Below are 13,306 nucleotides of genomic sequence, written 5' to 3'. Positions count from 1 at the left end.
CCCGCAGCCGCGCCCCCGTCGAGCGCGGGGGGGCGCCACCCCCCGCCGCCCACCAGGTCACCGTGCGGCGGCCGTGCCAGCGCCGCCCCCCGGCCCGTCGGGCGCGACGGGAGCGAGGCGGGGTCCTTGACCGCCGTGACGGTCGTGGTCCGCGCGAGACGTGCGAGCGCGTCGGGCGTGACGTCGTACGCGGTCTGCACGCTCCGGTTGTAGTAGCAGACCGGCAGGTCGACGGCCGACGCGACGGCCTCGAACACCGCCACGACCTCGTCCTCGTCGAGCGGGAGGTAGGAGAACGGCGCGAGGACGAGCCCGTCGGCACCGGCGTCCCGCGCCGCGCGGGCGCGCTCCACGACCTCGCGCGTCGACGCGCCGCTCACGGCGACGTGGACGGGGACGCGCGTCGCACCGGCCGCGGAGTCCGCCGCGACGGCGGCACGCACGACGGCGTCGCGCTCGTCCGGGGTGAACGTGACGCCCGCACCCGACGATGCGAGGACGACGACGCCGTCGACCCCTGCGCGCGCGGCACCGCCCACGAGGGCGGCCAGCGCGTCGAGGTCGGGTGCGTCGGCGGGGGTGAGCGGCGTGATCGGGTAGGCGAGGAGGCCGTGGAACGAGGTCACGCGCCGAGTGTAGGGAACGAGACGCGCTGCGAGCCGAGCGTCAGCGGCTCGCCCAGAGGATGCCGCGCTCGACGATCGTGCGGACCGGCGGGACCTCGAGGTCGGCGAGCTGGTGGCCCGCCGCGCACACGAAGATGCGGCCGGCGCCCCACCGACGCGTCCACACGGCGGGGGAGACGACGGGCTCGTGCCAGGGGTCGCCGTCGCGCCGGAGGATCGTCGTCGTCGCGAGCACCTCGTTGTACGAGTCGGCGAGCACCCAGTACTGCTCGGAGTGCAGCGCGATGGAGTCGATGCCCGCGACGATCGGGTGGTCGGCGTGCTCGGGGGCGATGTCGATGGTGTGGTCGATGAGGTCGTGCGCGTGCGCCGCGAACTGCCCGCCCACCATCTGCAGGTAGTCGGTCGCGAGCCGGAACGAGTCGACGATCCCGCCGTGCCAGCCCGCGAACCCGGTGCCGTTCGCGATGGCGTTGCGCAGGCCGCGCATCTCGTCCGGGAGGATCTCGCCCATCGTCCAGCACTGCACGACGAGGTCCATGCTCGCCATGAACTCCTCGTCGGCGTACGACTCGAGCGATCCCTCGAGCGTCACGTCGTAGCCGGACGCCTCGAGGAACGGGACGAACAGCTCCGCCGCCTCCTCGGGTGCGTGCCCGGGCCAACCGCCCCGGACCACGAGCGCTCGACGGTCCCGCTCGGTCATGACTCCTCCTCGTGCCTCGTCACACTCGTCGCGCCCGCGTGTCGCGGGCAGCGGCCCCCGGCGACCGCGCTCAGGCGATGAGCGCGTCGATCGCTGCGGGCGAGAGTACGTGATCCACGGCCATGGCGCTCGCACCGAGCACGCCGGCCTGGCCGCGTGCCTGCGAGGTGACGATGCGCAGGTGCTGCGTCGCGAGGGGGAGCGACCGCTGGTACACGATCTCGCGGATGCCCGCGATGAGGTGCTCGCCGGCCTCGGCGACGATGCCGCCGATGACGATGAGCGAAGGGTTGAGCAGGCTCACGCAGGCCGCGAGCACGGAGCCGATGTCGCGTCCGGCCTGGCGCACGGCCTGGCTCGCGGCGAGGTCGCCGCCGCGCACGAGCGCGACGACGTCGGAGCTGTTCGTGGCGTCCAGGCCCGCGGCCGCGAGCGCCGCGGCCACCGCCTGGCCGCTCGCGACGGCCTCGAGGCAGCCGACGTTCCCGCAGCGGCACGGGACGTCGGCCGCGCTCGGGACGGCGACGTGGCCGATGTCGCCGGCGGCGCCCTGCGCGCCGCGCCGCAGCTCGCCGTCGGCGATGATGCCGGAGCCGATGCCCGTGGCCACCTTGACGAACAGCATGTCGGTGACGGCGGGCCACGCGGTCCGGTGCTCGCCGAGCGCCATGATGTTCACGTCGTTGTCCACCAGGACGGACGCGTTGAACCGCTTCTGGAGGATCCCGGGCACGTCGACGTCGTCCCACGCGGGCATGATCGGCGGGTTGATGGGGCGGCCTGACGAGTGCTCGACGGGACCGGGCAGGCCGACGCCGACGCTCACGAGGTCGTCGAGGCTGCGCCCCGTCGTCGCGACGAGCTTCTCGCCCATGTCCGCGACCCACGACAGCACGACCTCCGGCCCGTCCGCGATCGCGAGCGCGGCGTCGGTCTCGGCGAGCACGTTGGACGCGAGGTCGGTCACGGCCAGGCGGGCGTGGGTCGCGCCGAGGTCGACGGCGAGGACGATGCGCGCCTCAGGGCTGAAGGCGAAGGTCACGGGCGGACGCCCGCCGGTCGAGCTCGCCTCTCCCGCGGGGGCGATGAGGCCCGCCGCCATGAGGAGGTCGATCCGGGCGGCGATGGTGGATCGCGCCTGCCCCGTGATCGCTGCGAGGTCCGCGCGCGTGCGCGGCTGACCGTCCCGGAGCAGCTGGAACATGTCGCCGGCGCCGGTCGGGCGCGGCGCGAACTTCAGCAGTTCCTCCATGGGCACAGTGAATCACGGAGCCTCTCGTCGGTCGTCCGTACGTGCCGGACGAGTCATCGGCTTTTGCTTGACGATCGCCAAAAGGTACCCTAATGTCCCCTCCCAAGGCGACACGGACGTCGTCGGAAGTTGTGGAGACCCGAGGACGGGCCTCCCGTCCGGGCGAACAGCCGCCCCACCCGCTCGTGCAGACCCGACCTCAGGCCGATATCTCGGCGGTTTCGGCTCGTCAGCCAGCCGTCGTCCCGTTCTCCGACCTGCCTCGTCGCGCCCGGCCTGCTCGGGGGCTGGGAGCGTTCTCTCGCCCTGACAACGCTTGTCCACTTTTGCTGGTAACGAAGTTGTAACAGCAGCAAAAGACCGCGACCTTATGATTGACCGTCGTCAAAAGGTCGGCTAGGTTCACCGCATGGTCACCGCAGACCCTCCCCAGCCGCTCCTGCAGATGCAGGGCATCGTCAAGGTCTTCCCCGGGGCTCGAGCGCTCGACGGCGTCGATCTCGAGATCCTCCCGGGCGAGGTCCACTGCCTCCTCGGGCAGAACGGCGCCGGCAAGTCCACCCTCATCAAGGTGCTCGCCGGTGCCCACCAGCCCACCGAGGGGCAGATCCTCCTCGACGGCGAGCCCATCGCCATCTCCGACCCCGTCGCCGCGCTCCGGCACGGCGTCGCGACGATGTACCAGGAGCTCGACGTCGTCGACGGCCTGACCGTCGCGGAGAACGTCTACCTCGGGCACGAGCTCTCGACGCTCGGGTTCTCCCAGCGCCGTGAGGCCGTGCGCAAGACGCGCGAGCTGCTCAAGCGGCTCGGGCACTCGGAGATCTCGCCGAGCACGGAGGTCGAGCACCTCTCGGCCGCGGGCAAGCAGATCGTCTCCATGGCGCGGGCGTTGTCGCACGACGCGCGCGTCATCATCATGGACGAGCCGTCCGCCGTGCTCGACTCCGAGGAGGTGGGCAACCTCTTCCGCGTGGTCAAGGAGCTCACCAAGGCCGGCGTCGCGGTGGTGTACATCTCGCACCGGCTCGAGGAGATCCGCGAGATCGGCGACCGGATCACCGTCCTCAAGGACGGCCGCACCGTCGCGCAGAACCTCCCCGTCTCCGAGACGCCGACGGCCAAGCTCATCACCCTCATGACCGGGCGCTCCGTCGAGTACGTCTTCCCCGACTCCCCGGAGCACGTGGACGACGCTCCAGTCGTCCTCGACGTCCAAGGGCTTGGCCTGCGCGGTGTTTTCGAGGACGTGTCGTTCCAGGTGCGCGCGGGGGAGATCGTCGGTCTTGCCGGCCTCGTGGGGGCGGGCCGCTCGGAGATCATCGAGACGGTCTACGGCGCGCGTCGCGCGACGGCGGGCACCGTGGTGGTCGACTCGAAGAAGCTGCGCGCCGGGTCCGTCGACTCCGCCGTGGGCGCCGGGATCGGGCTCGCGCCCGAGGAGCGCAAGAGCCAGGGCCTGCTCCTCGACGAGCCCGTCTACCGCAACGTGACCCTCTCGACGTTCTCCCGCTTCGCGCGCTTCGGTCTCCTCGACGAGCGCGCCGAGCGCACGGCGGCCAAGGAGCAGGCCGACTCGCTCGAGCTGCGCCCCGCCGGCGTCGACCGTGCCATCCGCACGCTCTCGGGCGGTAACCAGCAGAAGGCGATGCTCGCCCGCTGGTTGGTCCACGGCTGCCGCGTCCTGCTCCTCGACGAGCCCACGCGCGGTGTGGACGTCGGCGCGCGGGCCGAGATCTACGCCCTCATCCGCAGGCTCGCCGACGAGGGTGCCGCCGTCGTCGTCGTGTCCAGCGAGATCCCCGAAGTCCTCGGCCTCGCCGACCGTGTCCTCGTCGTCTCCGAGGGTCGCGTCGTGCACGAGGGGCCCTCGAGCTCCATCGACGAGCACCAGGTGCTCGACATGGTCATGGAAGGAAGTGTCGCGTGAACGAGCAGGACGTGTCGGCGGCGGTGCCGACGAAGAAGCCGGCCGCCGACGAGTCGGCCCGGGTCGAGAAGGCTGCCAGCGAACGCCGCAAGGGCGGGTTCATGTCCGGGGCGGCGGGTCGCAACATCGGCCTCGTCGTCGCCCTGCTGCTCCTGTGCGTCGTGGGCTTCGCCACGGGGGGCGAGCGGTTCGCGAGCCTCAGCAACCTCATGACCATCCTCAGCCTCGGGTCGATCCTCGGTGTCTTGGCCATCGGCATGACGTTCGTGATCACGACGGGCGGGATCGACCTGTCGGTCGGCTCCGTGGTCGGGCTGGCGTCCGTGTGGGCGACGACGCTGGCGACCCAGTCGTACGGCTGGGTCGTCATGGTCATCTGCGCACTCGCGGTCGGCGTCGGCGCCGGGCTCATCAACGGCCTGATCATCGCCTACGGGAGGGTCGTCGCATTCATCGCGACGCTCGCGATGCTCGTCGCGGCACGTGGCCTCGCCGAGCTCATCGCGCAGAAGCGCACGCAGATCGTCGACGTCCCGGCGTTCAACGACATCTTCCGGGGCAACCTCCTCGGCGTCCCGAAGATCGTGTGGATCTTCGCGGTCGTCGCCGTGCTCGGCTGGTTCCTGTTCAACCGGACGACGTTCGGCCGGCGGACGGTCGCCGTCGGCGGCAACCCCGAGGCCGCGCGCCTCGCGGGCATCAAGGTCAAGCGACACCTCATGTACGTCTACGCGCTGTCCGGGCTCACCGCCGGCATCGCCGCCGTCATGTTCCTCGCCCGCACGAGCGCGGGTTCCTCGACCAACGGCCTGCTCATGGAGCTCGACACCATCGCCGCGGTGGTCGTCGGTGGCACGCTCCTCGCGGGCGGCCGAGGCACGATCGTCGGCACGGTCCTGGGCGTCCTCATCTTCACGACGCTCACGAACGTCTTCATCATCAACAACATCGACAGCTCGGTCCAGCAGATCGCCAAGGGCGCGATCATCGTCGGCGCGGTGCTGCTCCAGCAGCGCCTCGCCCGGCGGACCACGTAGCGCCGTCGTTCGTCCGGCGCCTCGCACAGCCCGCATCACCCCGTCAGTCCCCTGAAGTTCCTCCAGCAGGACAGCATCGAAGGAGATCCCATGTCCGCACGTACCACCCTCCGCCGTCGCATCACGCTCGCGACGGTCTCGGCCGCCTCGATCGCGCTGGTCGCCGCGGCCTGCACGTCGAACACCCCGACCACCGAGGAGACCGGCGACGGGGGCGGCGGCGGGAGCGCGAACGAGGCCGTCTCCGACAACGACGCCCCCGGCGACCCGATCGTCATCGGCTTCTCGGCCCCCGCGGCCGACCACGGCTGGATGGGCGCCATCACGACCGCCGCCGAGGCCGAGGCCGCCGAGTACGAGGACGTCGAGCTCCGCGTCGCCGACGGCACGAACGACGTCAACGTCCAGATCAGCCAGATCGAGGGCTTCATCAACGACGGCGTCGACGCGATCGTGCTCCTGCCGTTCGACGGTGCGGCGCTCACCGAGGTCGCGACCAAGGCGATGGAGGCGGGGATCCCCGTCATCAACGTCGACCGCCAGTTCTCCAGCCCGTTCGCCGCCCGCACCACCGTCCTCGGTGACAACTACGGCATGGGCGTCAGCGCGGGCCAGTACATCTGCGAGCAGCTCGGGGACAACCCCGACGCCGTCGTCGCCGAGATCGCGGGCATCGACTCGCTGCCCCTGACGCAGGACCGCAGCCAGGGCTTCGCCGACGCGCTGGGCGACTGCGGCCTGGACGTCGACAACCGCGTCGCCGCGGACTTCACCGTCCAGGGCGGCGAGGCCGCGACCGCCAACCTGCTCCAGGCCGCGCCGCAGATCGACGCCATCTGGAACCACGACGACGACCAGGGCGTCGGCGTGCTCTCCGCGATCGAGAACGCGGGCCGCGACGAGTTCTTCATGGTCGGCGGTGCCGGCTCGAAGCAGGTCATGGAGCACATCCAGGCCGGCGACTCGGTCCTCCAGGCCACGGTCGTCTACCCGTCGACCCAGGCCGCGGACGGCATCAAGCTCGCCCGGCTCGTCGCGCACGAGAAGAACATGAGCGACCTCGCGTCGTCGGGCGTGCCGCGCACCGTCCAGCTCTTCGCGCCGGTCGTGACGAAGGACAACGTCGACCAGTACCTGCCCACCGCGTTCCAGTCCTGACGGACCGCTGACGCCCGTCGTCAGCACGCAGCAGGAAAGCACGCGGACCACGCCCACGGTCCGCCCGGGACACCCCGGCCGGACCGTGGGCGTGCTCACGTCACGCGCACAAGAAGGCGCACGGAAGGAACGTCATGGCAGGAAACGACGGCGCGCAGCTCGGCGTCGGCATGGTCGGGTACTCGTTCATGGGGGCAGCGCACTCGCAGGCATGGCGGACCGCCCCCCGGTTCTTCGACCTCCCCCTCGACCCGCGCATGCGGGTGCTCGGTGGCCGCAACCCGGAGCCGCTGGCCGCCGCCGCCGAGCGGCTCGGCTGGGAGTCCACGGAGACGAGCTGGCAGGCGCTCGTCGCACGGGACGACGTCGACCTCGTCGACGTGTGCACGCCCGGCGACACGCACGCGGAGATCGCGATCGCCGCGCTCGAGGCCGGCAAGCACGTGCTGTGCGAGAAGCCGCTCGCGAACACGGTCGCCGAGGCCGAGAAGATGGTCGCGGTCGCCGAGGCCGCGGCCGCACGCGGCCAGGTCGCGATGGTGGGCTTCACCTACCGCCGCGTGCCGGCCATCCAGCTCGCGCGCCAGCTCGTCGCCGACGGGCGCATCGGGACCGTGCGCCACGTCCGCGCGCAGTACCTCCAGGACTGGATCGCGGACGAGAACGCGCCGCTGTCGTGGCGGCTCGACAAGTCGAAGGCCGGCAGCGGGGCGCTCGGCGACATCGGCGCCCACGTCATCGACCTCGCGCAGTTCATCACCGGCGAGAAGATCACGAGCGTCTCGGGACTGCTCGAGACCTTCGTGACGGAGCGGCCGGTCGCGACGGAGTTCGCGGGGCTGTCCGGCCAGGGCGGTACCGAGCGCGGGCCCGTCACCGTGGACGACGCGGCGGTGTTCCTCGCCCGGCTGTCCGGCGGAGGCATCGGGACGTTCGAGGCGACGCGCTTCGCGTACGGCCGCAAGAACGCGATCCGCCTCGAGATCAACGGCTCGAAGGGCTCGGTCGCGTTCGACTTCGAGGACATGAACGTCCTGCACTTCTTCGACGCCGCGGACGATGCGGCCGTCGCCGGCTTCCGACGCATCGTCGTCACGGAGCCGGAGCACGCGTACGTCGCGCACTGGTGGCCCGCGGGCCACGGGCTCGGGTACGAGCACGCGTTCACGCACCAGGCGGTCGACCTCGTGGAGGGGATCGCCGTCGGGACGCACCCGGCACCGACCTTCGCGGACGGCCTCGTGGTGCAGCGCGTGCTCGACGCGGTCGAGCGGAGCGCGGAGTCGGGAGGCTGGGTCCAGCCGTAGTATCGAGTCCGGGTCGGCCCGCGGGGCGGAGGGTCGACCCGGACCAGCCCGACGGAGTCGGCCGTTGCAGCGCAGCACGGCCGGCCGGAACCGGCTCGGAGGAAAGGAGGCTGGACGCGCAACGATGGCGCGCATTTAGTACGACGGGCAATCAAAATTGTCGGTCGAAGATCCCGGGACGGCGGCCGGCCGATGGCGGCACCCGGCGGAGCGCAGCACTGATTCCCCATCTCGACGAGGAGACCTTGTGAGAAACGTGCTAGGAGGATCGCTCGCCATGAGGCGGACGGTCGCGGCGGCCGCCGCGGCAGCGGTCGCTCTCCCCCTGACCATGGCGGCGGCGACGTCGGCGACGGCCGCGACGGTGCCCACGGGCGTCGCGGCGGCGCCCGTCGTCCAGGCCGCCGACGCCGTCCCGTTCGACGTGCTCGTCTTCAGCAAGACCGGTGGCTTCCGCCACGGGTCGATCCCCGCGGGCATCGCGGCGATCCAGCAGCTCGGGGAAGAGAACGACTTCACGGTGACTGCCACCGAGGACGCGGGAGCGTTCACGGACGACAACCTCGCGCAGTACGAAGCCGTCGTGTGGCTGTCCACGACCGGCGACGTCCTCAACGACGACCAGCAGGCCGCGTTCGAGCGCTACATCCAGAACGGAGGCGGGTACGCGGGCATCCACGCGGCGTCCGACACCGAGTACGACTGGCCCTGGTACGGCGGGCTGGTCGGCGCGTACTTCAGCGCCCACCCCCAGAACCAGGACGCGACCGTCAAGGTCGAGGACCACGTCCACGAGTCGACGGCCCACCTGCCCTCGCGGTGGGAGCGGTTCGACGAGTGGTACAACTTCCGAACCAACCCCCGCGACACGGTGCACGTGCTCGCGAGCCTCGACGAGACGACGTACAACGCGGGCAGCGGCGCGATGGGCGCCGAGCACCCGACGGCGTGGTGCCAGGTCTACGACGGCGGCCGCTCCTGGTACACCGGCGGTGGCCACACCGACGAGTCGTACGCCGACCCGGACTTCCTCCAGCACCTGCTGGGCGGCATCCAGACGGCCGCGGGCGCCGTGGCGTCGGACTGCGCCGCGACGCAGTCCGCGAGCTACGAGCAGATCGCGCTCGACGAGGAGACGCGCAACCCGATGGTCCTGGACGTCGCGGGCGACGGCACGGTGTTCTACGCCGAGCGTGACGGCCGCGTGCAGGTCATCGACCCGGCGACCAACACGACGCACACCGCGACGACCCTGCCGGTGACCACCGCCAACGAGGACGGCCTGCTCGGGCTCGTGCTCGACCCGGACTTCTCGGAGAACGGGTGGGTCTACACCTACTGGGCCCCGGCGAACGTCGGCTCCGACGGCCCGCACAACCGGATCTCGCGGTTCGACTTCGACCCGGCCACGGGCACGATCGACCAGGCCACCGAGAAGAAGGTCCTCACCGTCACGACGCAGCGCAACACGTGCTGCCACGCCGGCGGCGACATGGTCTTCGACGAGGACGGCAACCTGATCCTCGCGACGGGCGACAACACCAACCCGTTCGAGTCGGGCGGCTACTCGCCGCACGACGAGCGCGCCGGTCGTCAGGACTACGACGCGCAGCGGTCGTCGGCCAACACCAACGACCTGCGCGGCAAGGTCCTGCGCATCCACCCGGAGGCCGACGGCACGTACACGATCCCCGAGGGCAACCTCTTCGCCCCCGGGACCGAGAAGACGCGGCCCGAGATCTTCGCCATGGGCTTCCGCAACCCGTTCCGCATCGGGGTGGACCCCTACTCCGGCAACATCCTCGTGGGTGACTACGGCCCCGACGCCGGCAGCGCGAGCCCGACGCGTGGCCCGGGCAACACGGTCGAGTGGAACGTCGTCAGCGAGCCCGGCTTCTACGGCTGGCCGTACTGCACGGGCGCGAACGCGGACTACCTCAAGTACAACTTCGCGACCGGCCAGTCCGGCGCGGCGTTCGACTGCGACGCGGGCCCCGTCAACCAGTCCCCGAACAACACGGGCCTGACGCAGCTGCCCCCGGCCATCGAGGCCGAGATCTGGTACAACTACGCCGGCAACCCGGACTTCCCCGAGATCGGTGGGGGCGGTGCGCCCATGGGCGGCCCCGTCTACCAGTTCGACCCCGAGCTCGACTCCGACGTCCAGTGGCCCGAGTACTGGGACGGCAAGGCGTTCCTGGGCGAGTGGAACCAGGGCAAGCTGTACTCGGTCCAGCTCGACGGCGAGAAGCGTGACGACATCGTCGACATCAACCGCGTCCTGCCGAAGATCTTCGACCCGAGCGCCGGATTCGACCGTGCGATGGACTTCGACTTCGGTCCCGACGGCGCGCTCTACGTGGTCGACTGGGGCTCCGGCTTCGGCGGCGACAACGACTCGAGCGGCGTCTACAAGGTCAACTACGTCAAGGGCAACCCGTCCCCGATCGCCCGCGCGAGCGCCGACGTGACGAGCGGGCACGCACCGCTCACGGTGCAGTTCTCCTCGGAGGGCACGCGCCACCCGGCCGGAGACGAGCTGACCCTGCAGTGGACGTTCGGCGACGGCTCCGAGCCGTCGACCGAGGCCAACCCGGTGCACACCTACACGGAGAACGGCAGCTACACCGCCCAGCTCGTGGCGACGGACGCCCAGGGCCAGACGGGCGTCGCGAACGTGTCGATCGTCGTCGGCAACGAGGCGCCGTCGATCTCTATCACGTTCCCCGACAACGGCGGGTTCTTCCAGTGGGGCGACCAGGTCCGGTACGAGATCGCGGTCGACGACCCCGACGGTGAGGTCGACTGCAGCCAGGTCGAGCTCTCGACGTCGCTCGGCCACGACTCGCACGCGCACCCGATGGACGTGCTCGGCGGGTGCGAGGGCGTCTTCCAGACGGCGCGCGACGAGGGCCACGGCATCGAGTCGAACATCTTCTGGGTCATCGAGGCGTCGTACACGGACGACGGTGGCGAGGCGGGTGCCCCGCTCACGGCGAACGACCTCCAGGTGCTGCAGCCGAAGCTGCTCCAGGCGGAGTTCTTCACCTCGACCGGTCGCGTCGAGGGCTCCACGAGCTCGGGCGACCCGGGCGTGGTGCGCGAGACGACGTCCGACACCGCCGGCGGTGGCCAGAACATCGGCTACATCGAGCCGGGCGACTGGTGGGCGTACGACCCGATCTCGCTCCACGGCGTCGACTCGATCGCGCTGCGTGCGGCCTCGCCGAGCAACGCGGTGGTCTCCGTCCGCTGGAACGCCGCGGACGGCCCGGAGATCGGTTCCGTCCAGGTCCCCGGCACCGGTGACTGGCAGGTCTACACGAACGTCTCGACCGAGCTGACCGACGTGCCCTCGGGTACCGGGACGCTCTACTTCGTCCTGACGTCCGGCCAGGCCAACGTCAACTGGCTCGAGTTCGACGGCCGCGGCGTCACGGACAACGAGCGCCCGACCATCGACTCGTTCGAGGTCACCCCGACGACGGGCACCGCCCCGCTGACGGTGACCGCGACGGCGACCGCCTCCGACCCCGAGGACGACGCGATCACCTTCGCGTGGGACGCGGGACTCGGTGACGGGTTCGTCGACGGCTCCGACTCGTTCGAGGTCACGTACGACCAGCCGGGCACGTACCGGCTCCAGGTGCGGGCCTCCGACGAGCGTGGCGCGTACTCGGTCGAGTACACGACCGTGACGGTGAAGGCGTCGCAGACGGGACCGGGGATGTGCTTCTCGGGCCGGTCGGACGACTTCCTCGGCACGGACGTCGACGAGAGCCGGTGGTCGGTGCTCAACCGCGACCAGAACCTGGTCGTGCGGGACGGCAACCTCGTCATCCCGACGACGGCGACCGACTTCTACAGCACGGACAACACCACGGTGCCGAACATGGTGCTCCAGGACCTGCCGGACGGGCCCTTCACGGCCACGGCCAAGCTCACGCTGCCGGCTCGCCAGCAGTACCAGCAGGCCGGTCTGGTGATCTGGGAGGACCAGGACAACTACGCGAAGATGGTGCTCCAGGGACGCTCGGCCGCGGCCGACCCGGCGACTCGCATCTTCCAGTTCATCCGTGAGGAGAACGCCGCCCCGAACGAGGTCAACGAGTCCAACTCGCCCGCCCTCGGCGCCGACTACCCCGACACGGTCTACGTGCGGTTCGTCAGCAACGGGGAGAACCTCCAGGCCGCGTACTCGGCCGACGGCATCGACTTCACGACGATGCCGCAGACCAAGTCGATCGCCGACCTGGAGAACGCGAAGATCGGCCTCGTCTCGCTCAAGGGGAACAACACCGCGTCCCCGGTGATCGAGGCGGAGTTCGACTGGTTCTCGATCACGCCCGACGACACGGCGTCCGCCCCCGGGCCGGACGACGAGTTCGACGGCAGCGCCCTCGACGCGTGCCGCTGGTCGATCGTCCGCGAGGACCCGACCGGCTACCGCGTGGCGGACGGCTCCCTGCAGATCGACACGACGCCGACGGACATCTACGGGACGGACAACCGCCCTGTGCCGAACATCGTGCTGCAGGACCAGCCGGGCGAGGAGTGGACCATCGAGACCGTCGTCGACGGCTCGGCGCTCGACCGTCAGTACCAGCAGGGCGGTCTGATCGTCTACGGCGACGACGACAACTACGTCAAGCTCGACTACGTCGTCGACAACCAGGCGGGCCAGGCCAAGAACGCCCGGATCGAGCTGCGCAGCGAGGTCGCCGGGGTCGTGCAGAACCCGCAGCCCCAGTCGGCGAGCCTCACGGGCGACGTGTGGCACCTGCGGCTGACCCGCTCCGGTGACACGTTCACCGGTGCGTACAGCGCCGACGGCGAGACCTGGACCACGTTCGACCAGAGCGTGACGAACGCTCCCGCGTCGGGCGCCCAGGTCGGGCTCTTCGCCCTCGGGGCTTCGGCCGACACCGGTGCGCCGGCGTCGTTCGGCCACTTCCGGGTGGTCGGCGACGAGGTCGAGCCGATCGCGGTGACCATCACCGCGGAGACGCGCTGCATGGCCGGCAAGGTGTTCGTCGCGGTCCGCGCGGCGAACGACGACGCGGTCCCGCTCGCGATCACTCTCGAGACCCCGTACGGGTCGAAGGAGTTCGCGGACGTGGCGCCCGGGGCGAACGCCTACCAGTCGTTCGCGTCGCGTGCGGCGGGGATCGACGCCGGCACGGTGACGGTGACCGCGACCGACGCCGAGGGGAGGACGTTCTCCGGGACGGCGGACTACGCCGTCCGGGCCTGCTCCTGACAGGTTCCGGCGGGCCGGTGCCCTGAGCAC

General features: G+C 70.9%; 8 protein-coding genes. 5 read left to right on the top strand and 3 right to left on the bottom strand.

The window, feature by feature from the left end; translation table 11 throughout:
- The 3 genes from ACFWH7_RS15070 to ACFWH7_RS15060 form a co-directional block, all read right to left on the bottom strand.
- Positions 1-626: dihydrodipicolinate synthase family protein (locus ACFWH7_RS15070; protein WP_378217390.1), on the bottom strand; the 626-nt coding region annotated here is incomplete at its 3' end.
- A 40-nt stretch (positions 627-666) separates the two neighbouring features.
- Positions 667-1,332, bottom strand: a complete 666-nt coding sequence (locus ACFWH7_RS15065; protein WP_378217388.1) for a ThuA domain-containing protein — start codon at positions 1,330-1,332, stop codon at positions 667-669.
- A 70-nt stretch (positions 1,333-1,402) separates the two neighbouring features.
- Positions 1,403-2,584, bottom strand: coding sequence for an ROK family transcriptional regulator (locus ACFWH7_RS15060; RefSeq protein ID WP_378217386.1), 1,182 nt, complete (start codon positions 2,582-2,584; stop codon positions 1,403-1,405).
- Between the two features lie 409 nt (positions 2,585-2,993).
- Here ACFWH7_RS15060 and ACFWH7_RS15055 point away from each other — a divergent pair, with 409 nt between their 5' ends.
- From ACFWH7_RS15055 to ACFWH7_RS15035, 5 genes are all read left to right on the top strand, one after another.
- On the top strand, positions 2,994-4,514 hold the full coding sequence (locus ACFWH7_RS15055; RefSeq protein WP_378217384.1) for a sugar ABC transporter ATP-binding protein: 1,521 nt from the start codon (positions 2,994-2,996) through the stop codon (positions 4,512-4,514).
- Positions 4,511-5,551 (top strand): ABC transporter permease, encoded by a 1,041-nt coding sequence (locus ACFWH7_RS15050; RefSeq protein WP_378217382.1) that lies wholly within the window; start codon positions 4,511-4,513, stop codon positions 5,549-5,551. The genes ACFWH7_RS15055 and ACFWH7_RS15050 overlap by 4 nt, the downstream gene beginning before the upstream one ends.
- Before the next feature lie 90 nt (positions 5,552-5,641).
- Positions 5,642-6,709 carry a substrate-binding domain-containing protein gene (locus tag ACFWH7_RS15045; RefSeq protein WP_378217380.1) on the top strand — a complete coding sequence of 356 codons (1,068 nt, stop codon included), beginning with the start codon at positions 5,642-5,644 and terminating at the stop codon, positions 6,707-6,709.
- Positions 6,710-6,843: 134 nt separating this feature from the next.
- Positions 6,844-8,016 carry a Gfo/Idh/MocA family protein gene (locus ACFWH7_RS15040; RefSeq protein WP_378217378.1) on the top strand — a complete coding sequence of 391 codons (1,173 nt, stop codon included), beginning with the start codon at positions 6,844-6,846 and terminating at the stop codon, positions 8,014-8,016.
- Between the two features lie 277 nt (positions 8,017-8,293).
- Positions 8,294-13,276, top strand: coding sequence for a ThuA domain-containing protein (locus tag ACFWH7_RS15035; protein WP_378217376.1), 4,983 nt, complete (start codon positions 8,294-8,296; stop codon positions 13,274-13,276).
- Positions 13,277-13,306 lie beyond the last annotated feature (30 nt).

Source organism: Cellulosimicrobium cellulans (assembly GCF_042723955.1).
GTDB classification, from domain to species: Bacteria; Actinomycetota; Actinomycetes; order Actinomycetales; family Cellulomonadaceae; genus Cellulosimicrobium; species Cellulosimicrobium cellulans_H.
The sequence above is the reverse complement of the archived record's forward strand: the minus strand, read 5'-3'. Positions and strand labels throughout refer to the sequence as shown.

What these genes read in the sequence shown, in the direction of transcription:
- ACFWH7_RS15065 (WP_378217388.1), bottom strand. Translation starts at nt 1,332, where the DNA reads ATGACCGAGCGGGACCGTCGAGCGCTCGTGGTCCGGGGCGGTTGGCCC.
- ACFWH7_RS15060 (WP_378217386.1), bottom strand. Translation starts at nt 2,584, where the DNA reads ATGGAGGAACTGCTGAAGTTCGCGCCGCGCCCGACCGGCGCCGGCGAC.
- ACFWH7_RS15055 (WP_378217384.1), top strand. Translation starts at nt 2,994, where the DNA reads ATGGTCACCGCAGACCCTCCCCAGCCGCTCCTGCAGATGCAGGGCATC.
- ACFWH7_RS15045 (WP_378217380.1), top strand. Translation starts at nt 5,642, where the DNA reads ATGTCCGCACGTACCACCCTCCGCCGTCGCATCACGCTCGCGACGGTC.
- ACFWH7_RS15040 (WP_378217378.1), top strand. Translation starts at nt 6,844, where the DNA reads ATGGCAGGAAACGACGGCGCGCAGCTCGGCGTCGGCATGGTCGGGTAC.
- ACFWH7_RS15035 (WP_378217376.1), top strand. Translation starts at nt 8,294, where the DNA reads ATGAGGCGGACGGTCGCGGCGGCCGCCGCGGCAGCGGTCGCTCTCCCC.